This is a genomic window from Pseudomonas sp. GM30 (assembly GCF_000282275.2).
Classification (GTDB): Bacteria; Pseudomonadota; Gammaproteobacteria; order Pseudomonadales; family Pseudomonadaceae; genus Aquipseudomonas.
On the sequence record NZ_AKJP02000031.1, the window covers coordinates 93,625 to 113,129 of the forward strand.

At 60.3% G+C, this 19,505-nt stretch carries 21 protein-coding genes; 10 read left to right on the plus strand and 11 right to left on the minus strand.

The window, feature by feature from the left end; genetic code table 11:
- The first annotated feature begins 204 nt into the window (after positions 1-204).
- Positions 205-1,092, plus strand: a complete 888-nt coding sequence (gene htpX / locus PMI25_RS25445; protein WP_007964827.1) for a protease HtpX — start codon at positions 205-207, stop codon at positions 1,090-1,092.
- Between the two features lie 201 nt (positions 1,093-1,293).
- Here htpX and PMI25_RS25450 read toward each other — a convergent pair whose 3' ends face one another.
- Positions 1,294-1,941: a thiopurine S-methyltransferase gene (locus tag PMI25_RS25450; protein ID WP_007964825.1), complete on the minus strand. Its 648-nt coding sequence runs from the start codon at positions 1,939-1,941 to the stop codon at positions 1,294-1,296.
- Positions 1,942-2,045: 104 nt separating this feature from the next.
- Between PMI25_RS25450 and PMI25_RS25455 the strand changes: the two genes are divergently transcribed.
- Positions 2,046-2,813, plus strand: a complete 768-nt coding sequence (locus PMI25_RS25455) for a DODA-type extradiol aromatic ring-opening family dioxygenase (RefSeq protein WP_007964823.1) — start codon at positions 2,046-2,048, stop codon at positions 2,811-2,813.
- A gap of 165 nt (positions 2,814-2,978) precedes the next feature.
- Here the strand turns inward: PMI25_RS25455 and PMI25_RS25460 are convergent, their stop codons facing one another.
- A complete protein-coding gene (locus PMI25_RS25460; protein ID WP_007964821.1) occupies positions 2,979-4,652 on the minus strand; it encodes a DEAD/DEAH box helicase in 1,674 nt (557 codons plus the stop codon).
- 422 nt (positions 4,653-5,074) lie between these two features.
- Here PMI25_RS25460 and PMI25_RS25465 point away from each other — a divergent pair, with 422 nt between their 5' ends.
- On the plus strand, positions 5,075-5,866 hold the full coding sequence (locus tag PMI25_RS25465) for a crotonase/enoyl-CoA hydratase family protein (protein ID WP_007964819.1): 792 nt from the start codon (positions 5,075-5,077) through the stop codon (positions 5,864-5,866).
- A 109-nt stretch (positions 5,867-5,975) separates the two neighbouring features.
- On the opposite strand, the gene PMI25_RS25470 is transcribed toward PMI25_RS25465, so the two are convergent.
- On the minus strand, positions 5,976-6,731 hold the full coding sequence (locus PMI25_RS25470; protein WP_007964817.1) for a spermidine synthase: 756 nt from the start codon (positions 6,729-6,731) through the stop codon (positions 5,976-5,978).
- Between the two features lie 153 nt (positions 6,732-6,884).
- On the opposite strand from PMI25_RS25470, the gene PMI25_RS25475 reads away from it, so the two are divergent.
- Entirely contained in the window at positions 6,885-8,231 is a 1,347-nt protein-coding gene (locus PMI25_RS25475; protein WP_007964815.1) for a class II 3-deoxy-7-phosphoheptulonate synthase, read from the plus strand.
- A 117-nt stretch (positions 8,232-8,348) separates the two neighbouring features.
- Here PMI25_RS25475 and PMI25_RS25480 read toward each other — a convergent pair whose 3' ends face one another.
- Together PMI25_RS25480 and PMI25_RS25485 are read right to left on the minus strand one after the other, a co-directional pair.
- Positions 8,349-9,575, minus strand: a complete 1,227-nt coding sequence (locus PMI25_RS25480) for a winged helix-turn-helix domain-containing protein (RefSeq protein WP_007964813.1) — start codon at positions 9,573-9,575, stop codon at positions 8,349-8,351.
- Between the two features lie 64 nt (positions 9,576-9,639).
- Complete coding sequence (locus tag PMI25_RS25485) at positions 9,640-9,861, minus strand: DUF1127 domain-containing protein (protein WP_007964812.1); 222 nt, start codon at positions 9,859-9,861, stop codon at positions 9,640-9,642.
- Positions 9,862-9,957: 96 nt separating this feature from the next.
- On the opposite strand from PMI25_RS25485, the gene PMI25_RS25490 reads away from it, so the two are divergent.
- Positions 9,958-10,812 carry a LysR substrate-binding domain-containing protein gene (locus PMI25_RS25490; protein WP_177325748.1) on the plus strand — a complete coding sequence of 285 codons (855 nt, stop codon included), beginning with the start codon at positions 9,958-9,960 and terminating at the stop codon, positions 10,810-10,812.
- On the opposite strand, the gene PMI25_RS25495 is transcribed toward PMI25_RS25490, so the two are convergent.
- Entirely contained in the window at positions 10,802-11,551 is a 750-nt protein-coding gene (locus tag PMI25_RS25495) for a sulfite exporter TauE/SafE family protein (RefSeq protein WP_045122197.1), read from the minus strand. The two genes, PMI25_RS25490 and PMI25_RS25495, sit on opposite strands and share 11 nt — an antisense overlap.
- 110 nt (positions 11,552-11,661) lie before the next feature.
- Here PMI25_RS25495 and PMI25_RS25500 point away from each other — a divergent pair, with 110 nt between their 5' ends.
- The 3 genes from PMI25_RS25500 to PMI25_RS25510 all read left to right on the plus strand — a co-directional run bounded on the left by PMI25_RS25500 (position 11,662) and on the right by PMI25_RS25510 (position 13,902).
- The gene (locus tag PMI25_RS25500) at positions 11,662-12,618 is read left to right on the plus strand and encodes a LysR family transcriptional regulator (RefSeq protein WP_007964809.1); all 957 of its coding nucleotides are present in this window, start codon (positions 11,662-11,664) and stop codon (positions 12,616-12,618) included.
- Between the two features lie 73 nt (positions 12,619-12,691).
- Entirely contained in the window at positions 12,692-13,159 is a 468-nt protein-coding gene (locus PMI25_RS25505; RefSeq protein ID WP_007964808.1) for a MarR family winged helix-turn-helix transcriptional regulator, read from the plus strand.
- Between the two features lie 323 nt (positions 13,160-13,482).
- Positions 13,483-13,902 (plus strand): organic hydroperoxide resistance protein, encoded by a 420-nt coding sequence (locus PMI25_RS25510; RefSeq protein ID WP_007964807.1) that lies wholly within the window; start codon positions 13,483-13,485, stop codon positions 13,900-13,902.
- Positions 13,903-14,092: 190 nt separating this feature from the next.
- Here the strand turns inward: PMI25_RS25510 and PMI25_RS25515 are convergent, their stop codons facing one another.
- On the minus strand, positions 14,093-14,662 hold the full coding sequence (locus tag PMI25_RS25515; protein ID WP_003226785.1) for an elongation factor P: 570 nt from the start codon (positions 14,660-14,662) through the stop codon (positions 14,093-14,095).
- 48 nt (positions 14,663-14,710) lie between these two features.
- Complete coding sequence (gene earP, locus PMI25_RS25520; protein WP_007964806.1) at positions 14,711-15,856, minus strand: elongation factor P maturation arginine rhamnosyltransferase EarP; 1,146 nt, start codon at positions 15,854-15,856, stop codon at positions 14,711-14,713.
- Positions 15,857-15,980: 124 nt separating this feature from the next.
- On the opposite strand from earP, the gene PMI25_RS25525 reads away from it, so the two are divergent.
- Positions 15,981-16,391, plus strand: coding sequence for a hypothetical protein (locus tag PMI25_RS25525; RefSeq protein WP_007964805.1), 411 nt, complete (start codon positions 15,981-15,983; stop codon positions 16,389-16,391).
- A 2-nt stretch (positions 16,392-16,393) separates the two neighbouring features.
- Positions 16,394-16,876 carry a GreA/GreB family elongation factor gene (locus PMI25_RS25530; RefSeq protein ID WP_007964803.1) on the plus strand — a complete coding sequence of 161 codons (483 nt, stop codon included), beginning with the start codon at positions 16,394-16,396 and terminating at the stop codon, positions 16,874-16,876.
- Positions 16,877-16,885: 9 nt separating this feature from the next.
- Here PMI25_RS25530 and cysB read toward each other — a convergent pair whose 3' ends face one another.
- From cysB to PMI25_RS25545, 3 genes are all read right to left on the minus strand, one after another.
- Positions 16,886-17,860 (minus strand): HTH-type transcriptional regulator CysB, encoded by a 975-nt coding sequence (cysB, locus tag PMI25_RS25535; protein WP_007908591.1) that lies wholly within the window; start codon positions 17,858-17,860, stop codon positions 16,886-16,888.
- A gap of 113 nt (positions 17,861-17,973) precedes the next feature.
- On the minus strand, positions 17,974-18,477 hold the full coding sequence (locus tag PMI25_RS25540) for a universal stress protein (protein ID WP_007964801.1): 504 nt from the start codon (positions 18,475-18,477) through the stop codon (positions 17,974-17,976).
- Positions 18,478-18,574: 97 nt separating this feature from the next.
- Positions 18,575-19,480, minus strand: coding sequence for a 5'-nucleotidase (locus PMI25_RS25545; RefSeq protein WP_007964799.1), 906 nt, complete (start codon positions 19,478-19,480; stop codon positions 18,575-18,577).
- Between the last annotated feature and the right edge of the window lie 25 nt (positions 19,481-19,505).

Here is a 19,505-nt window from a genome sequence, read left to right on the forward strand (position 1 = left end):
ATGGCTCACACGCCTCTGGCGTAGAGGTGGCGGGTGGCGGCTGGCTGTAATCCCTTTCGGTTTTGGCCGTGGGCAATGACCTGCAGACTCGGGAAGTCGCTGTAGGACACAGTTTGAAATAGTCACTCGGTTGAATCACCCGGTGCCGCACCTTATATACCCCGCAGTACGCTACATCTTTAGCTTGAGGAGATTTCTACAACCATGATGCGCATCCTGCTGTTTTTGGCCACTAACCTGGCGGTCGTGCTGATAGCCAGCATCACCCTGAGCCTGTTTGGCTTCAACGGGTTCATGGCGGCCAACGGGGTTGATCTCAACCTCAGTCAGCTGCTGGTTTTCTGTGCGGTCTTTGGTTTCGCCGGTTCGCTGTTCTCGCTGTTCATCTCCAAGTGGATGGCGAAGATGAGCACCAGCACCCAGATCATCAGCCAGCCACGTACCCGGCATGAGCAATGGCTGCTGCAAACCGTCGAGCAACTGTCCCGCGAAGCCGGGATCAAGATGCCCGAAGTCGGTATTTTCCCGGCCTACGAAGCAAACGCCTTCGCCACCGGCTGGAACAAGAACGACGCGCTGGTCGCGGTCAGCCAGGGCCTGCTCGAACGCTTTTCGCCGGATGAAGTGAAAGCCGTTCTGGCCCACGAAATCGGTCACGTGGCCAACGGTGACATGGTCACCCTCGCGCTGATCCAGGGCGTGGTGAACACCTTCGTGATGTTCTTCGCCCGGATCATCGGCAACTTCGTCGACAAGGTGATCTTCAAGAACGAAGAAGGCCAGGGCATTGCTTACTACGTGGCAACGATCTTCGCCGAACTGGTCCTGGGCATCCTCGCCAGCGCCATCGTCATGTGGTTCTCGCGCAAGCGCGAATTCCGTGCCGACGAAGCCGGCGCACGCCTGGCCGGCACCAACGCGATGATCGGTGCGCTGCAACGCCTGCGTGCCGAACAGGGCCTGCCAGTGCACATGCCGGACACCCTGAACGCCTTCGGCATCAACGGCGGCATCAAACAGGGCTTTGCCCGCATGTTCATGAGCCACCCGCCGCTGGAAGAGCGTATCGACGCGCTGCGTCGTCGCGGTTGATCGGTTTGGCACATTAACGAAAAGGCCCGCAGTGATGCGGGCCTTTTTTGTACTCGGGGGGTTATGCGCTGCCTGTTCTGGCCTCATCGTTGGCAAGCCAGCTCCCACAGGGTTTTGTGGTGTTCTCTGGATTTCTGATACAACACGGATCACTGTGGGAGCTGGCTTGCCAGCGATGAGGCCCGCCCTGTCAATAAAAACCTATCGGCCAGAAACCCGATAAACCCGCTCCTCCAACCGCGTCACGCCCGCCTGCAGAAACTTCCAGCTCTCCCCCAGCACATCCTGCTCTTCCAGCATCCGCACCTGCCAGACATCACCCAGCAACCGCTGCACTTCATCATCCCCCACCGCAAACGGTGGCCCTGGCATCTGCGCCTGATCGTAATCCAGGGTAATCAACAGCCCTTGCACACCCTGCGCCAGGATCTGCTGAAGATGCGCCGCATAGCGCTCACGCATCGCTGGTGGCAAGGCGATCAGCGCGGCGCGGTCGTATAGCGCGGTGCAATCGGCTACGTCGCTTGCCGTCAGCGCAAAAAAGTCACCGCACCACAACTCGATGGCGTCACCGCTATAGACCTTGAACGCACCCTTCTGGCTGATCTGCGGCTGCACCTGATGCTCACTGAAAAAGTCCTCAATAGCCTTTTCCGACAGTTCGATCCCGAGCACCTGATGGCCGCGCCCGGCCAGCCACGCCAAATCCAGACTTTTCCCACACAACGGCACGAGCACTCGCGCCGTTGCCGGTACCGCCCAGTGCCGCTGCAGATACGGGTTCACCTCAGGCAGATGAAAGCCGATCTGATTGGATTCCCACTTCTTGTGCCAAAACTCAGGCTGCATGCATCACCCCAAAAAATTCGATCAAAAGGCGTTAAAACTTATATTAGATTTAGATCAATGATCTGACTGAAGATGAGGCCATCTTACCGCTCAGGAACCTTTCCATGTTTCCCAGCCTGTTTATCTCCCACGGCTCACCGATGCTGGCCCTGGAACCCGGTGCCAGTGGCCCGGCTCTGGCGCGCCTGGCTGCCGAACTGCCGCGGCCGAAAGCCATCGTGATTGTCTCCGCGCATTGGGAAAGCCAGGAGTTGCTGGTCAGCAGCAACCCTCGTCCAGAAACCTGGCACGACTTCGGCGGCTTCCCGCGCGCCCTTTTCGAAGTGCAGTACCCGGCACCGGGGGATCCGCAACTGGCGGCCGAAGTGGCTGAATTGCTTGACGCCGCGCATCTGCCGGCACGCCTCGACCCGCAACGCCCGTTCGATCACGGCGTTTGGGTGCCACTGTCGCTGATGTACCCGCAGGCGGATATTCCGGTGGTGCAGGTGTCGCTGCCGAGTCACGGCGGCCCGGTGTTGCAAACCCGTGTCGGACGAGCGCTGGCGACACTGCGCGAGCAAGGCATTCTGCTGATCGGTTCCGGCAGCATCACCCACAACCTGCGCGAGCTGGACTGGCATGCCGGCCCGGACAGTGTCGAGCCATGGGCCAGGGATTTTCGCGACTGGGTCATCGACAAGCTTGCAGCCAACGACGAAGCGGCTCTGCATGACTACCGTCAGCAGGCACCCAATGCCGTGCGCAGCCACCCGAGTGATGAGCATTTGTTGCCGTTGTATTTCGCACGGGGTGCCGGGGGTGAGTTCAGCGTGGCGCACCAGGGGTTCACCATGGGTGCATTGGGCATGGATATCTATCGCTTTGGTTAAAGGCAGATCAAAAGATCGCAGCCTGCGGCAGCTCCTACATCTGGAATGCGTTTCTCCTGTAACAGCTGCCGCAGGCTGCGATCTTTTGAGCTTGAAAGACAGGCAAAAAAAATCCCCGAACCAGTCGGGGATTTTTCATGTGCGATCAATCAGCCCAAGGGCGGATCAATCTTCGCGGTAGCGACGCAGTTTCAGCTGCTTGCCAGCGACGCGAGTGTCCTTCAGCTTGGTCAGGAGTTTGTCCAGACCATCTTCCGGCAGCTCGACGAGGCTGAAGCTGTCACGCACCTGGATGCGACCGATCGCTTCGCGGGCCAGACCACCTTCGTTGAGGATGGCGCCCAGCAGGTTCTTGGCGGCGATACCGTCACGCGCACCCAGCGCGGTACGGCAACGGGCACGGCCTTCGCCCAAAGGCATTGGCGCGCGACGCTCGCGGTCACCACGATCAGGACGATCACCGGAACGCTCAGGACGGTCGCCACGCGGTGCGTTGTTCGGCACCAGTGGACGTTCCTTCTCGATCGCTGCCAGGTTCAGCGCCTGACCATTGGTGGCCTTGCGCAGCAGAGCAGCGGCCAGTGCACGCGGAGTGCAACCGATGTCGGCAGTCAGACGATCCAGCAGTTCGCCGTGAGTCGACTCGGCATCAGCGACCAGCGGCGACAGGCTGTTGGTCAGTTTCTTGATGCGTGCATCGAGAACAGCCTGAGCGTCCGGCAGACGCACTTCGGCAACCTTCTGACCGGTGACACGCTCGATCACTTGCAGCATGCGGCGCTCACGTGGAGTCACCAGCAGCAGCGCACGACCTTCGCGGCCGGCACGGCCGGTACGGCCGATACGGTGCACGTAGGATTCCGGATCGTACGGCATGTCCACGTTGAACACGTGGGTGATGCGCGGAACGTCCAGACCACGGGCAGCCACGTCGGTCGCGACAACGATGTCCAGACGGCCATCCTTGAGCGAGTCGATGACGCGCTCACGCTGGTTCTGGGCGATGTCACCGTTCAGCGCAGCGGCTTTGTAGCCTTTGGCGTCCAGGGCACTGGCCAGATCCAGGGTCGCTTGCTTGGTGCGCACGAACATGATCAGAGCGTCGAAGTCTTCCACTTCCAGCAAGCTGAGAACGGCAGAGGTCTTCTGGTCAGCGTGAACCAGCAGGTGAGCCTGCTCGATCGCGGTAACGGTCTGGGTCTTGCTCTGGATCTTCACGTGCTTCGGATCGCGCAGATGGCGTTCGGCGATGGCACGGATCGACTGCGGCAGGGTCGCCGAGAACAATACGGTCTGACGGGTTTCCGGCATGGCCTTGAAGATGACTTCCAGGTCGTCCATGAAGCCCAGTTTGAGCATTTCGTCTGCCTCGTCCAGAACCAGGTGGTTCACGGTAGCGAGGACTTTTTCGTCGCGACGCAGGTGGTCGCACAGACGGCCCGGAGTGGCGACAACGATCTGTGCGCCATTACGGATTGCCTTCAATTGTGGGCCCATCGGCGCGCCGCCGTAGACAGCCACAACAGTTACGCCCGGCATTTGCTTGGCGTAGGTTTCGAAAGCGGTTGCAACTTGTAGCGCCAACTCACGAGTTGGGGCCAGGATCAGAGCTTGCGGCTCGCGCTTGGACGGATCAATGCGGTGCAGGATAGGCAGGGCAAAGGCAGCGGTTTTACCGGTACCGGTTTGCGCCTGACCAATCATATCGTGACCGGCGAGGATGATCGGGATCGACTGCTGCTGAATGGCCGAAGGCTCTTCATAGCCGGTAGCGACTACTGCAGCGACAATATTGGGATGAAGTTCAAGAGCGGCGAAGCCGCCGATTTCCTGGGTCATGGGTCTGCCTCTAAGTGCATCCGCAAAGACCCATGCTCCAAAGCTGCACATGCCGTGTTGAGACTCAAGAGTCGCCCTGGCAGCTTTGTCGGCGGGGATTTGCGAAAACGTATGAATGAAAAAGAATCGTCAAGGAAGAGCCCGCAGTGCGGACGTGCAGCCGAAGCTGACTTCGGGGAATTGCGCTACCTAAACGCGGCCCGGTTAAAGGCCGGCGCGCACTATACCGGAATTTGCCCGAAAAGGGAGCTTTTTTTATCAGCTGAATCGCTGTGTCACCGCTGTGTAACGGGGTTTTGCGGATAATCGTGCGAAGGTCTATTTTGCAAAGGCCCGGCCTTGCGGGCGATGACGCTTAAACGATTCACCGATGTGCGGCATACCGTCGCTGCACCCGCCCTTCCCCGCCCGAGGATTTACCCATGAATCAGCCCTGCCCCGGCCGCGTCAGCCGTGAACGTCGTGGTCATGTCCACCTGATCGGCCTGGATCGAGCGGCCAAACGCAACGCGTTCGACCTCGATCTGCTCAACGCGCTGAGCCTGGCCTACGGTGAGTTCGAGGCCGACACCGAAGCGCGGGTGGCCGTGGTGTTCGGGCATGGCGAGCACTTTACCGCCGGTCTGGATTTACTGAATGCGAGCTCTGCGCTTGCCGAAGGCTGGCAGGTTCCGACCGGTGGTTGCGACCCATGGGGTGTTTTCGTCGGACCGCGAGTGAGCAAACCGGTGATTGTTGCCGCGCAGGGCTACTGCCTGACCATCGGCATCGAGTTGATGCTGGCCGCCGATATCAACCTGTGCGCGAGCAACACCCGTTTTGCGCAAATGGAAGTGCAGCGTGGGATTTTTCCTTTTGGTGGCGCGACATTACGTTTTCATCAAGTGGCGGGATGGGGCAATGCGATGCGCTGGCTGCTCACCGGTGATGAGTTCGATGCGCATGATGCGCTGCGATTGGGTTTGGTGCAGGAAGTGATGGCCAGCGAAGACCTGTTGCCACGGGCAATCGAACTGGCCGAGCGAATTGCCCGGCAGGCACCGCTGGGTGTGCAGGCGACGCTGATGTCGGCGCGGCAGGCGCGGTATGAAGGTGAGACGGCGGCGGCACAGGGGTTGCCGGCGCTGGTGAAGAAGTTGCTGGGGACTGAGGATGCCAAGGAAGGGGTACGGTCGCTGGTTGAGCGGCGCCCTGGAATCTTCAAAGGGATCTGAGAAAACGGGTGCTCTTCAGGCCCTCTTCGCGAGCAAGCTCGCTCCCACATTTGGAATGCATTTCAAATGTGGGAGCGAGCTTGCTCGCGAAGGGGCCATTACTGACCACTCATGTCGCCGGGCGAATCGCCTTGATCAACGAATGCAACGAATACCCCAACCGCGGCGCCAGCGCTTCGGCCCGGGTGGTCAGGGCTTGCATGTCCAGGTCCTGATCGAGATCCGCCGGCACAATCAGAATCACATTGCCCTCCTTCACCGGCAGCTCCCAGTAATGCCGGTGATACAGCCCGCGCAGCAATGCTGCACCCAGCGGCTTGCCGTCATCGGTAGCCCACTGGTTGATCACCAGCCAGCCACCCGGATTCAGACGCTTCTGACAATCACCGAGGAAACTCCAGGCCAGATGCCCGACACCCGGCCCTACGTCGGTGTACAGGTCGACAAAGATCAGATCCGCAGGCTCGGCCGTCGGCAGCAGTTCCAGCGCATCGCCGACCCGAATGTAAAGGCGCGGGTCGTCATCCAGGCCGAGATATTCGATCGCCAGGCGCGGCACGTCCGGGCGCAGTTCGATGGCTTCGACGTCTTCCAGCGGCAGAAACTTGAGACAAGCCTGGGTCAGGGTGCCGGCACCGAGGCCGAGAAACAGCGCGCTCTCCGGTTGCTCATGGCACAACGCGCCAATCAGCATCGCCCGGGTGTAGTCGTATTCGAGCCAGCTCGGATCGGCGGTGAACACGCAGCTCTGCTCGATGGCATCGCCGAATTCCAGAAAGCGGTAATCGGCCACTTCCAGCACGCGAATCACGCCGAACTCATCCTGTACCTCGGCGAGCAACAGCTCGACGCGCTCCTCAGTCATTTCGTCTCCTGATGGTCACCGGGCGCGGTGACGCGATGGCACCGCTCCGGCGCCGTGGCAAAGCGGCGATTGTCGGTGATGGGGCGGGAGCAGGTCACGCACTAATTGCTGCTACCATGGGCTTCCCGTGCGTAGAACCAATTAGAGACCGTGATGAGCCAACCGTGGAGCCCTGACAGCTGGCGCGCCCTGCCGATCCAGCAACAACCCCAATACCCTGATGCGGCGCATCTGCGCCAGGTCGAGCAGACCCTGGCCAGCTACCCGCCGCTGGTGTTTGCCGGTGAAGCCCGCGAGCTGCGCCGTCAGTTTGCCGAAGTGACCCAGGGCCGGGCGTTCCTGCTGCAGGGCGGCGATTGCGCGGAAAGCTTTGCCGAGTTCTCGGCGGCGAAGATTCGCGACACCTTCAAAGTATTGCTACAGATGGCGATCGTCATGACCTTCGCTGCCGGCTGCCCGGTGGTCAAGGTCGGGCGGATGGCCGGCCAGTTCGCCAAGCCGCGCTCGGCCAACGACGAAACCATCGACGGCGTGACCCTGCCGGCCTACCGTGGCGACATCGTCAACGGCATCGGTTTCGATGAAAAGAGCCGGGTGCCGGATCCGGAGCGTCTGCTGCAGTCGTATCACCAGTCCACCGCCACCCTGAACCTGCTGCGCGCCTTCGCCCAGGGCGGTTTTGCCGACCTGCATCAGGTGCACAAGTGGAACCTGGATTTCATCGCCAACTCGGCACTGGCGGAAAAATACAGCCACCTCGCCGACCGCATCGATGAGACCCTGGCGTTCATGCGCGCCTGCGGCATGGACAGCTCGCCGCAACTGCGCGAAACCAGTTTCTTCACCGCCCACGAAGCGCTGCTGCTGAACTACGAAGAAGCCTTCGTGCGTCGCGACAGCCTGACTAACGATTACTACGATTGCTCGGCGCACATGCTGTGGATCGGCGACCGCACCCGTCAGCTCGACGGCGCCCACGTCGAATTTCTGCGCGGAGTGAACAACCCGATCGGGGTGAAAGTCGGCCCGAGCATGAACCCGGATGATCTGATCCGACTGATCGATGTGCTCAACCCGGACAACGATCCGGGCCGTCTGAACCTGATTGCGCGGATGGGTGCGAACAAGGTCGGCGATCACCTGCCGGCGCTGATCCGCGCGGTGCAACGTGAGGGCAAGCAGGTGCTGTGGAGCTCCGACCCGATGCACGGCAACACCATCAAGGCCAGCAGCGGCTACAAGACCCGCGACTTCGCGCAGATCCTTGGCGAAGTGAAGCAGTTCTTCCAGGTACACGAAGCCGAGGGCACTTATGCCGGCGGGATACACATCGAGATGACCGGGCAGAACGTCACCGAGTGCATCGGTGGCGCGCGTCCGATCACTGAAGACGGGCTATCGGACCGCTACCACACCCACTGCGATCCGCGGATGAATGCCGATCAGTCGCTGGAGCTGGCGTTTTTGATTGCCGAAACTCTGAAACAGGTTCGCCGCTGAATCAGTCAGATTTTAAGCGTCTGGCAGGCCGCCTTCGCGAGCAAGCTCGCTCCCACACTGGATCTGTGTCGTACACAAAACCCATGTGGGAGCGGGCTTGCTCGCGAAGAGGCCAGCTCAGTCACTACAGATTTCAGCCAATGCCACCCGCAACCGCCCCGCACTTTCGCGCTGACAATTAAGCTGCACCCGCGCAAGCCCCAGCCAATCGGCCATCTGCCGCAAATTCAACGCCAGCGCCAGCATCCCCTCTTCGTCCAGCCCCGGCGCTTCCTCGTGCACTGCATGCACCGCCAACCGCCCCGCCGCCCGCTCGGCGCGCAGATCGACCCGCGCGGCAATCCGCTCGTTGTGCAGGAACGGCAGTACGTAATAGCCGAAAACCCGCTTGTCCTGCGGCGTATAAATCTCCAGCCGATAGCGGAAATCGAACAGCCGCTCGGTACGACTGCGCTCCCAGATCAGCGAATCGAACGGTGACAACAAAGCACTGGCGACAACTTTACGCGGGACTTTCGGCTGCTGCAGGCAGTAGGCAATCTGTCGCCAGCCGGCGACTTCGCAGGTCTGCAACTGCCCGTCCTCGACCAGCTCCGCGAGACGTGGTCGCGCATCTCCCGGATTCAGGCGAAAGTAATCGCGCAGGTCTTTTTCAGTGCCAACACCCAAGGCCTGCGCCGCGTGCAGCAGCAAGCCCCGCTGCGCTTCAGCCTCGTTAGGTAACGCTTGCTGCAAAATTGAGGATGGAATGACTCGCTCCGGCAAATCATACAAACGTTCAAAACCGCGACGGCCGGCCACCGTCACTTCACCGGCGGCGAACAACCATTCCAGTGCATGCTTTTCCGCGCTCCAGTCCCACCATTGCCCGGCCTTGTCCTCGCGGGTCGACAGGCTGCCGGCGCCCAATGCACCGCGCGCCTCAACCGCGCTTAAAACCCGGCGTACGACGTCCTGCTGTTCAAGACCAAATTTGGCCAGTTGCTGATGAATGTCCCGGCCATTTCTGGCCCGCTGCATCCGCCAACCCATCAGCGGGTACATCGCCAGCGGCAGCAACGACGCTTCATGGCCCCAGTATTCGAACAGCGTACGCCGACGACCCGAACTCCAGGCAGCCTGGTCGAGCAGATCGGAAGAATAGGAACCGAGACGGGAAAACAGCGGCAGGTAGTGCGAGCGCACCACGGCGTTGACGGAGTCGATCTGCAGCAGGCCCAGCCGTTCGATCAGCCGGTTGAGTTGCGGCGCCTTGACCGTCGGCGGCTGGCGCCCGTTGAATCCTTGGGCCGCCAGCGCCAGACGTCGCGCCTGTTTAAGGGAAAAGGCCAGAGTCGCGGGCATGAGCATCTCCTTGTCTGCTCGCAACCTACCTCACCTGAAAGTGGTTTGTGTAGTAAGGCCCTGATCATTTATGCATCGGATCGTCCCAGAACGGCCGGATGGCCTCGTGTTCGACGTCGGCACGGCTGACCCCGATATCCTTCAGCGCTTCATCGCTCAGGCTGGCAAGCAACTCACGCTCACGGTGCAGTTCGTACCAACGGCTAAACTTGTGCAGCAGATCAGAAACGATATGGCCGTGGCCGGAAAATTTTGTGTCGTCTACATACTCTCTTTGACCTTTCATCGTGTTGCCCTCCTTGTGGATGGCTCAAGTCTCGCGCTGGCGCTAAGATCAATCCAACGAATGTTTCTGATGGCATTCATCACGGAGATTCATCAATTGTCGGCCTACCCCAGTATCGATACCGATGTCCTGCGCACTTTCGTTGCAATTGCCGATCAGGGCGGTTTTACCCGCGCCGGCGAGATGGTCAACCGCACGCAATCGGCGGTGAGCATGCAGATGAAGCGCCTTGAAGAAGACGTGTTGCAGCGTCAGTTGTTCGAGCGTGACGGTCGCCAGGTGCGCCTGACAGCCGAAGGCCAAGTGCTGCTGGGTTATGCGCGGCGCATCCTGAAATTGCACAGCGAAGTGTTCAACACCTTGCGCGAGCCGCACATGGTTGGCACGGTGCGCATCGGTACGCCGGACGATTACGTGATGCGGTTTCTGCCGGGGATCCTCTCGCGGTTTGCCCAGTTCTACCCGCTGATCCAGATCGAAGTGCACTGCGAATCCAGCAAACAGCTGTTGCAGCGCACCGATCTGGACCTGTCGATCGTCACTCGCGAGCCGGGCAACGAGATCGGCCAGTTGCTGCGCAAGGAGCGATTCGTCTGGGCCGAGGCGCAAAATTTCAGCGCCCATGAGCAGACGCCGCTGCCGCTGGCGATGTTCAACAGTGATTGTTTCTGCCGCTTGTGGGCCTGCAATGCGCTGGACGCAATGGGCCGCGAATACCGCATCGCCTACAACAGCACCAGCCTGTCGGCACTGATGGCGGTGGTGAGCGCCGGTCTGGCGATCACCGCGCAACTGGAAAGCCTGATCACCCCGGACATGCGCATTCTTGGCGCTGCCGAGGATCTGCCGCTGTTGCCCGAGGCCAGCATCATGCTGATCCGCAACCTGAACAATCCGTCGCCGATCACCGAATGCCTGGCCGAGCACATCGTCGAAGGCTTCAAACTTTAAACGCGAGCATCACCGCGCACAGCACCAGAAAGCCGCAAAACAGCCCGCGCAAGAGCCGTTCAGGCATGGCGTGGGCGACTTTCACCCCCCAACTGATGCTGGCCAGACCGCCAATGGCCAGTGGCAGGCCGATCATCCAGTCCACTTCGTGATGCACCGCGTAGGTCACCAGGGTTACGCCGGTGCTGGGCAACGCCAACGCCAGTGACAGGCCCTGGGCAACCACTTGGCTGGTACCGAACAGACTGGTCAGCACTGGCGTTGCCACCACGGCGCCACCGACACCGAACAGACCGCCCATGGTTCCGGACGCTGCGCCCAACACTCCCAGCCATGGCCAGGAATAGCGCATTTCGGAAGTCGCGGCGGGTCGCTTGCCAAACATCTTCAGCAGGTTGTACGCCGAGAGCACCACAAGGAACGCGACAAAGCCGATACGCATGGTCTGCGCATCGATGCCCACCGCCCAGATCGAACCGATCCACGCAAAGCAAAAGCCCATCACCGCCAACGGCAGCGCATGACGCAGCTCGATGCGATTGCGCTGGTGATAGCGCCACAGCGCCAGCATCACGTTCGGCACCACCATCACCAGCGCCGTGCCTTGGGCGATCTGTTGATCGAGGCCGAACCACACGCCCAGCAGCGGAATGGCGATCAAACCACCGCCAATGCCGAAGATCCCGCCCAGGGTTCCAAGGGCGGCGCCAAACAGCAGGTACAACAAAAACTCGATCACAGCGATGTCCTCATCCGTCAGACGATTCATCCTACGCAGTCGAAGCTGGCGGGGAAACGCACAGCAACGCACAATGGCTATGCCGATTTCGCACAACCACCGAAGCATTCATGAATCCCAATCAATTGACCGAACAGCTCGGGCTTTTTCTCGATGTACTGGAGAGTGGCAGTTTTTCTGCAGCTTCTCGTCGGCATCCGCTGACGCCCTCTGCCGTGGCGCGGCGCATCGACAACCTGGAAAGCGCGGTCGGCAGCCAGTTGTTCATTCGCAGCACCCACGCCGTGCGGGCGACCCCGGCGGGTCTGGCGTTTGCCGAGCGGGCGCGGCGCATTGTCAGCGAGCTGCAACTGGCCCGTGCCGAAGCGGTGTCGTTGAGCAGTGCGCCGGAAGGCTTGATTCGCATCGATGCCCCGGCCGCTTTTGGTCGCCGCCATCTGGCTCCGGTGATCGCTGATTTTCTGGTGCTGTACCCGGGCCTCGACGTGCAGTTGCACCTGATCGACAGCTTCATCGACATGCACGGCTCGAATCTGGGCAAAGTTGATCTGGTGCTGCGTGCGGGGCAAATGGCCGATACGCGGCTGGTCGCCACGCCCCTGGCGAGCATGGTGCGCATTGCCTGCGCCAGCCCCGACTACCTCAAACGCCGTGGCGCACCGAGCCATCCCGCGCAGTTGAGTGAACACGACGGGCTTGATTGGGAAGGTCTCGCCCCACCCTTCGCCTGGCGCTTCGAACTGGACGGGCAAATGCAATTGCATCGCCCCGCACGCATCCGCATGAGCGCCAACAATGCCGAAGCGCTAGTGTGCGGGGCACTGGCCGGGCTGGGCGTCGCGCATTTGCCGACCTGGCTGGCCAGTGAGTACCTGCTGCGCGGCGAACTGCTGCCGCTGTTCTGCGAGAACGGTCTGCCGCAACCAGAGAGCACCGGCATCTATGCACTGCGCATGGAACAGCAGACCCATTCGCGCAGCCGCCTGCTCCTGGAATACCTCAAGACCCGCTTCAGCCCGGTGCCGCCGTGGGATCTGGCGCTACAGCGTGAACTGGGCCGGCACTAGATTCTGGATAATTATCTGGCGCATTAAACATTCGAGCGCTAGATTCAAGCCCATCACCGAACAAGGCTTTGCCATGACCACCGAACGCGACACACCCGATAACTGCGAGCACCTGCTGCTGGACAACCAGGCTTGTTTCGCTCTGCATTCCACTTCGCTGATGATGACCAAGGTCTACAAACCGCTACTGCAAGCGCTGGGCCTGACCTATCCGCAGTATCTGGCGATGATGGTGCTGTGGGAAAAGGATGGTTTGACCGTGGGCGAGATCAGCACCCGGTTGCTGACCGATCCGGGTTCGCTGACGCCACTGCTCAAGCGTCTGGAGGGTGAAGGCCTTCTGAGCAGAACTCGCAGCCGCGAGGATGAGCGTGTGGTGATTGTCGAGTTGACCGCGCAGGGCCGGGCCTTGCGTGAACGGGCCAACAGCATTCCGCAATGCATTCTCGGGGCCAGCGGGTTCACCCTGGAACGCCTGCAAAATCTTCAATCCGAGCTGCAAGCCCTGCGCAGCCATCTGCAAGACAGCCTGACCGGATAACAGCGCTGCCCTCTTGTAGGAGTGAGCCTGCTCGCGATAGCGGTGGTTCAGTCAGCCCCCGTATTGCCTGCTCCACCGCTATCGCGAGCAGGCTCACTACTACAAAGGATCGGTTCCCCAGGAGAAATATTTTTCAGCCCACGCCCCCACCATCCGCTCTAAATCTTCACTTTCAAGCTGTTCGACAGTGCCTTTAAAGGACCGAGATTCAGCTTTCTCAAAAATTATCTTGCGCACCAAACATTGGCGAGCTACATTCACCTCGCACTTACTTAGCGCGCAAACAATTAGCGCGAAAAAATACATCCAACGAGGCCCACACCATGCAAACTCTCTACACCGCAATCGCAACCTCCACTGGCGGCCGTGACGGTCGTGCGATCTCCAGCGACAACATCCTCGACGTCAAACTCGCCACTCCGAAAGAACTGGGTGGGGCCGGTGGTGCTGCGACCAACCCTGAGCAACTGTTCGCTGCCGGTTACTCCGCCTGCTTCATCGGCGCGCTGAAATTCGTCGCCAGCCAGACCAAACGCAAAATCCCGGACGACGCCTCTATCACCGCGCACGTCGGCATCGGCCAGATCCCTGGTGGTTTCGGTCTGGACATCGACCTGCACATCAGCCTGCCAGGCCTGGAGCAAGCGGATGCACAGAGCCTGGTCGAAGCGGCGCATCAGGTCTGCCCGTACTCCAATGCCACCCGTGGCAACGTTGACGTACGCCTGCACACCACCGTTTGAGAACAACGCCAATCCACTGTGGGAGCGAGCTTGCTCGCGAATGCGGTGTGTCATTCAACAAACAGGTTGTCTGACCGGGCCTATTCGCGAGCAAGCTCGCTCCCACAGGGTTAGGTGGTAGACGTGGAATCGCAGGCACAAAAAAGCCCGACTCAATGGTCGGGCTTTTTCTTTCCGTAAAAAGCAGTGCTTATTTGGCACGGCCTTTGTAGGAACCGCCTTCGCGGGTATCGATCTCGATCATGTCGCCGATTTCGATGAAGTCAGCAACCGACAGCTCGGTACCGTTCTTCAGTTTGGCAGGCTTCATCACCTTGCCGGAAGTGTCACCGCGAGCGGAACCTTCGGTGTAGTCAACCTGACGCACGATGGTGGTCGGCAGTTCTACGGAAACCAGACGCTCTTCGAAGAACACGGCTTCGCAAACGTCGGTCATGCCTTCTTCAACGAAAGGCAGAACGCTTTCGATGTCTTCGGCGTTCAGCTCGTACATGGTGTAGTCAGTGGTGTCCATGAACGTGTAGGTGTCGCCGCTGATGAAGGACAGGGTCGCTTCTTTGCGGTCGAGGATCACGTCGTCCAGCTTGTCGTCCGCACCGTAAACGGTTTCGGTCTTGTAACCGGTCAGCAGGTTCTTCAGCTTGGTCTTCATGATCGCGCTGTTACGGCCCGACTTGGTGAATTCAGCTTTCTGAACCAGCCAAGGATCGTTGTCGATACGGATCACGGTACCGGGTTTGAGTTCTTTACCAGTTTTCATTGCGAATATCCGAATTTGGATGGGATTTACAAAAATCTAGGCCGCGTATCATATCCAATTTAGGTAAAACCTTACCAGCGCCGTGGCAAGATCCGCCTGCAAGCCTTGTTCCAGACACCACGCCTCGGCGTTTTCCTGCAGTTCTGGCCAGTGTTTACGGGCCTGGAGCCAGTGCTCGCCGATCGGCTGCCCGGCACTCCAGGCCCGCCACAGACCGCTCATCGCCTCGACTGCGGCCGGCGAAAGCCCTTTGGTGTAGAGCGCGAGAAAGGCATCGAGCTTGTCGAGGTGAATGTCTTCGTCCTGCTGATAGATGTGCCAGAGCATCGGTCGCCCGGCCCACTGCGCCCGGACGAACGAGTCTTCACCGCGCACTGCGTTGAAATCGCAGCACCACAGCAACTGATCGTATTGATCCTGACGGACGAACGGCAGCACCTGTACCGTCAGCGCCTGACGCACGTTCAGGTCACCAACAGCCAGAGAGTCGACCCGAAGCCAGCGCGCAACGTCACCGAGAATCCGCCCTTCTGGCACCAGCAGATGGGTGGGCGCGTCATCGGCGGCCAGCACATCCAGCCAACTGGCGAGACCGGCGTTCTCGTAGGCAAACAACGAAATCAGTTGTGCGTCCGCTGCGCGATCTACGCCCAGGGCTTGCAGGAATTGTCGCTGCGCAGCTGCATCCTGCTGAAATTGCCGACGCCGCTCAAGCAGGCCTCTTTCACGCAGCAAACCGCCCGTGCCCGGCTGAAACCCGGGAAAGAAGAAAAACTTCTGCACCGACTTGTACTTCACTGACGGCAAACCGTGACAACCGCTGACCCAGTCTTCGGCGCTGAGGTAATCGAGGTTCATCCACAGCGGTGGCCGTTGCCGCTCGGCCATGGCGTCCATGTACGCCGGTGGCAACTGGCAGGCAAATGCGGCGATCACCACATCGGCGGCGGCTTCCGTTTGCGGCCAGTCGCTCGGCCAGTGCCACACCTCGACGCCCTGCTGCGATTGCTGCGCCAGGTGGATGTCGATCTCGGGGCAGATACGTTCGAAGGCGCGCAGGTCATCGACCCACAGCCGCACCGTCACACCATGTTCGGCCACCAGTTGCCGGGCCAGACGCCAGGTCACGCCGATGTCGCCATAGTTGTCGACCACGGTGCAAAAAATATCCCAGCGGGTTTTCGGTACCGGCATGCAAGTCTCCCGTTGGCAAAAGCGCTGATTGTCCGCATAAATGACCTCGCGCAGAAGAGCCGACGGCGATTAATCTTCGTGCGACAATCGCCACTTGCCCGCAATCATCCGCCAGGAGGCAGCCATGCCCTATCGCCCCAACCCGCGTCGTCCCTTGCCCGTTCAGCTTAGCGCGCTGCAACTGACCGGCAGCATTGCCCTGGGCATGTGGCTGGGCTTTCTGGCCATCGCCCTGACCTGCTGGCTGATTTCGCGGTTCGTGTTGACCGAGCAACTGGCACCGGTTGCCCAGGCCGTGCAGCAACTGGCCAAGCCGCCAGCGGCGGTCCAGGTGCAACCGGACATTCCGCCACAGAGTCCGCTGTTCGACCAATATGAGGAAAACCTGCGCAAGAACGAGCAGCAGAATCGCCTCGATCAGGCTCGCAGCAGCACGCGCAACCAGTCGAATCCCAAGTGCCAGTTCTGGCTGCAACAGGACCAGACCGCACCGAGCGAAAAGAGCCGCGCCAACGTTTTGCAATTCTGCGATTGATCATGAACAAACACACCGTCCACCAACTGATCCTCGACAAACTGCGCGTCGACCTCGACATCGCCGAACGCGCCGCGCAGACCGCTTACGAAACCGCGACCCACGAGGAGAACATCGCCGAGAACAAGTACGACACGCTCGGGCTTGAGGCGTCTTATCTGGCAGCGGGCCAGGCGAAACGGGTCGAGGAAATCCGTCAGTCACTGGCGCTGTGCCAGAACCTGACGCTGCGCGCCTACGACGAAAATCGCGGCATCGAGATCGGCGCCCTGCTGGGTCTGGAAGACGAAAAGGGTCGCGAGCAATGGCTGTTTCTGGCCCCGGATGCGGCGGGCCTGAAAGTCGATGTGGTGGGTCAACCGATTACCGTCATCTCCCCGCGCTCACCGTTGGGCAAAAGCCTGCTGGGCAAGTTCGAAGGTGATGAGGTGGAGATTCTGGTGGCGGGCACCCGGCAACAGTTCGCTGTCACCGAGGTGCTTTGAGACAGGGTCTTAGTGGACCGGCAGTTCGACGCCGTCGAACAGCTCTTCCAGCTCCTGCTTGTTGTGGCACTGGATGGCTTTGGCCATCACTTCGCGGGTCAGGTGCGGGGCGAACTTCTCGATGAAGTCGCACATGAAACCACGCAGGAAAGTACCGCGACGGAAACCGATCTTGGTGATGCTCGACTCGAACAGCTCGCTGGCATCCAGCACCACCAGGTCGTTATCGAGTTTGGTGTCGACCGCCATTTTGGCGACGATGCCCACACCCAGGCCCAGACGCACGTAGGTTTTGATCACGTCGGCGTCGGCCGCGGTGAACACCACTTTCGGCGTCAGGCCACGATGGCTGAAGGCTTCGTCGAGTTTCGAACGACCGGTGAAACCGAACACGTAAGTCACGATCGGATATTCGGCCAGCGCTTCGAGGGTCAGTTTCGGCAGCTTGGTCAGCGGGTGGCCCTGCGGCACGACCACGCAACGGTTCCAGCGATAGCACGGCATCATCACCAGATCGCCGAACAGTTCCAGTGCTTCGGTGGCGATGGCGAAATCGACGGTGCCGTCAGCGGCCATCTCGGCGATCTGCATCGGCGAACCCTGATGCATGTGCAGCGCCACGTCCGGGTATTGCTTGATGAAATTGCTGATCACCGGCGGCAATGCATAACGCGCCTGGGTGTGGGTGGTGGCGATCGACAGGGTGCCTTTCTTCTCGTTGGAGAATTCCTGGGCAATCTGCTTGATGCTTTCAACCTTGCGCAGGATTTCGCCGGCGGTGGTGATGATGCGCTCGCCGGCCGGGGTGACGCGGGTCAGGTGCTTGCCGCTGCGGGCAAACACTTCAACGCCAAGTTCGTCTTCCAGCAGGCGGATCTGTTTACTGATACCCGGTTGCGAGGTGTAAAGGCTTTGGGCGGTAGCGGAAACGTTGAGGTCGTGGTGCGCCACTTCCCAGATGTAGCGCAATTGTTGAAGCTTCATATGTATCCCTCAAAGCAGGTAGACGCCACGGGCATCAGCGACGGTATATAACTATATTAATGGTTTGACGAATAAATCTAGAACTTTTTTATCAAAACGCCATTATTCCCGCTTCAGCGATCCTCCCGGCGCCGACGCTCCACCAACGGCACCAGATAAACCGGCACCTTGGCCAATTGCAGGACCCGGGTCGCCGTGCGCCCCAAAGGCGTTTCCGCCCCTACGCCGTGGCTGTGAGTGCCTACGATCAGCAAATCCACAGAGAGTTTCTGCACCTGGTCGAGAATCACCTGCGCCGGATCGCCCTGCACTACCCGAACCGCGCGAATCCGCTGCAGATCCTGCTCGCCCTCGTCGCCGAGTTCTTCACGAAAACTGTCCAGCACCCGCTGCTCGATATTGGCGATGACAGTTTTCAGACCCTGACTGTGAAATTCGTTCAATGCCTGTTCGTCGAGATAACTCTGCAACACCGATTCGGCAAACAGCCCCATGGGTTCCACTGCATGCACCACATACAAGTCGGCATTGAATGTCCGCGCCAGCGCCAAGGCATGCTGCATCACTAACGGTGCGTACAGACCGAGGTCAGTGGCATACAGCATCGAACGAATCATATGACCTCCTCGCGTGCCAACATGGCGGAGATTGATTCAGCTTAGCAGTGCCTTGGCGAGTACGACGTGCCACGCAACGTCTTGAAGCACAGGGGCTTTAGATCGACGGTTCGTTGCTGATGCCATGCGGTACGTGACCGGTGGCGACCACTTCGCGCGCGGCCTCGCAGTGGCCGGTCTGATCGTCGAAGAACACATCGGCAGCGAAGGCTTCGAGAAACGCCGATTTGGTCAGCCCGCCGAGAAACAGCGACTCGTCGAGACGGATATCCCATTCGCGCAAGGTACGAATCACCCGCTCATGCGCCGGCGCCGAACGCGCGGTGACCAGCGCCGTGCGGATCGGGCAGTCGTCCTCGGGGAACTCGCGTTGTAGCGCATTGAGGGCCGCCAGAAAACCTTTGAACGGCCCGCCGCGCAAGGGCTCGCGTGCCGACTCACGTTCCTTGGCCTGGAACGCCTCCAGCCCGCCGGACTGATAAATGCGCTCGGACTCATCGGAAAACAGCACCGCGTCGCCGTCGAAGGCGATGCGCAATTCGTCACTGGCGGCGCGACTGGCGCCACCGGACAGGATCGTCGCCGCCGCAAATCCTGCTTCCAGCGCGGCGCGCACATCCTCGGCGTGCGTCGACAGAAACAAGTCACAGCCAAAGGCTTTGAGGTACGGATAGGGACTGCGCCCGCCGACGAAGGCCGCCCGGGAAATGTCCAGCCCATAATGATGGATTGAATTGAAGGCGCGCAGGCCGGTGTCGGCGCTGTTGCGCGAAACCAGAATCACCTCGACCCGGACGCGGTCGAGGCGACTGTTGAGGCTCAGGAGTTTTTCCACCAGGGGAAAGGCATCGCCGGGCGCGAGAATCTCGTCTTCGTGCTCGATCTGGTATTGCCTATAGGCTTCGACACCGCTCGCCAGGTAGACCTTGTGACTCTCGCTCAGGTCGAACAAGGCGCGAGACGAAATCGCCAGCACCAGTTTGTCATCGATGTTCTTGGCCATGCCTTCCCCACTCCCCCAGAAAACC

What these genes read in the sequence shown, in the direction of transcription:
- PMI25_RS25465 (WP_007964819.1), top strand. Translation starts at nt 5,075, where the DNA reads ATGAATCAGCCCTGCCCCGGCCGCGTCAGCCGTGAACGTCGTGGTCAT.
- PMI25_RS25470 (WP_007964817.1), bottom strand. Translation starts at nt 6,731, where the DNA reads ATGACTGAGGAGCGCGTCGAGCTGTTGCTCGCCGAGGTACAGGATGAG.
- PMI25_RS25505 (WP_007964808.1), top strand. Translation starts at nt 12,692, where the DNA reads ATGACCACCGAACGCGACACACCCGATAACTGCGAGCACCTGCTGCTG.
- PMI25_RS25530 (WP_007964803.1), top strand. Translation starts at nt 16,394, where the DNA reads ATGAACAAACACACCGTCCACCAACTGATCCTCGACAAACTGCGCGTC.
- PMI25_RS25480 (WP_007964813.1), bottom strand. Translation starts at nt 9,575, where the DNA reads ATGCCCGCGACTCTGGCCTTTTCCCTTAAACAGGCGCGACGTCTGGCG.
- cysB (WP_007908591.1), bottom strand. Translation starts at nt 17,860, where the DNA reads ATGAAGCTTCAACAATTGCGCTACATCTGGGAAGTGGCGCACCACGAC.
- PMI25_RS25525 (WP_007964805.1), top strand. Translation starts at nt 15,981, where the DNA reads ATGCCCTATCGCCCCAACCCGCGTCGTCCCTTGCCCGTTCAGCTTAGC.
- PMI25_RS25460 (WP_007964821.1), bottom strand. Translation starts at nt 4,652, where the DNA reads ATGACCCAGGAAATCGGCGGCTTCGCCGCTCTTGAACTTCATCCCAAT.
- PMI25_RS25540 (WP_007964801.1), bottom strand. Translation starts at nt 18,477, where the DNA reads ATGATTCGTTCGATGCTGTATGCCACTGACCTCGGTCTGTACGCACCG.
- PMI25_RS25485 (WP_007964812.1), bottom strand. Translation starts at nt 9,861, where the DNA reads ATGAAAGGTCAAAGAGAGTATGTAGACGACACAAAATTTTCCGGCCAC.
- PMI25_RS25475 (WP_007964815.1), top strand. Translation starts at nt 6,885, where the DNA reads ATGAGCCAACCGTGGAGCCCTGACAGCTGGCGCGCCCTGCCGATCCAG.
- htpX (WP_007964827.1), top strand. Translation starts at nt 205, where the DNA reads ATGATGCGCATCCTGCTGTTTTTGGCCACTAACCTGGCGGTCGTGCTG.
- PMI25_RS25545 (WP_007964799.1), bottom strand. Translation starts at nt 19,480, where the DNA reads ATGGCCAAGAACATCGATGACAAACTGGTGCTGGCGATTTCGTCTCGC.
- PMI25_RS25510 (WP_007964807.1), top strand. Translation starts at nt 13,483, where the DNA reads ATGCAAACTCTCTACACCGCAATCGCAACCTCCACTGGCGGCCGTGAC.
- earP (WP_007964806.1), bottom strand. Translation starts at nt 15,856, where the DNA reads ATGCCGGTACCGAAAACCCGCTGGGATATTTTTTGCACCGTGGTCGAC.
- PMI25_RS25500 (WP_007964809.1), top strand. Translation starts at nt 11,662, where the DNA reads ATGAATCCCAATCAATTGACCGAACAGCTCGGGCTTTTTCTCGATGTA.
- PMI25_RS25515 (WP_003226785.1), bottom strand. Translation starts at nt 14,662, where the DNA reads ATGAAAACTGGTAAAGAACTCAAACCCGGTACCGTGATCCGTATCGAC.
- PMI25_RS25455 (WP_007964823.1), top strand. Translation starts at nt 2,046, where the DNA reads ATGTTTCCCAGCCTGTTTATCTCCCACGGCTCACCGATGCTGGCCCTG.
- PMI25_RS25450 (WP_007964825.1), bottom strand. Translation starts at nt 1,941, where the DNA reads ATGCAGCCTGAGTTTTGGCACAAGAAGTGGGAATCCAATCAGATCGGC.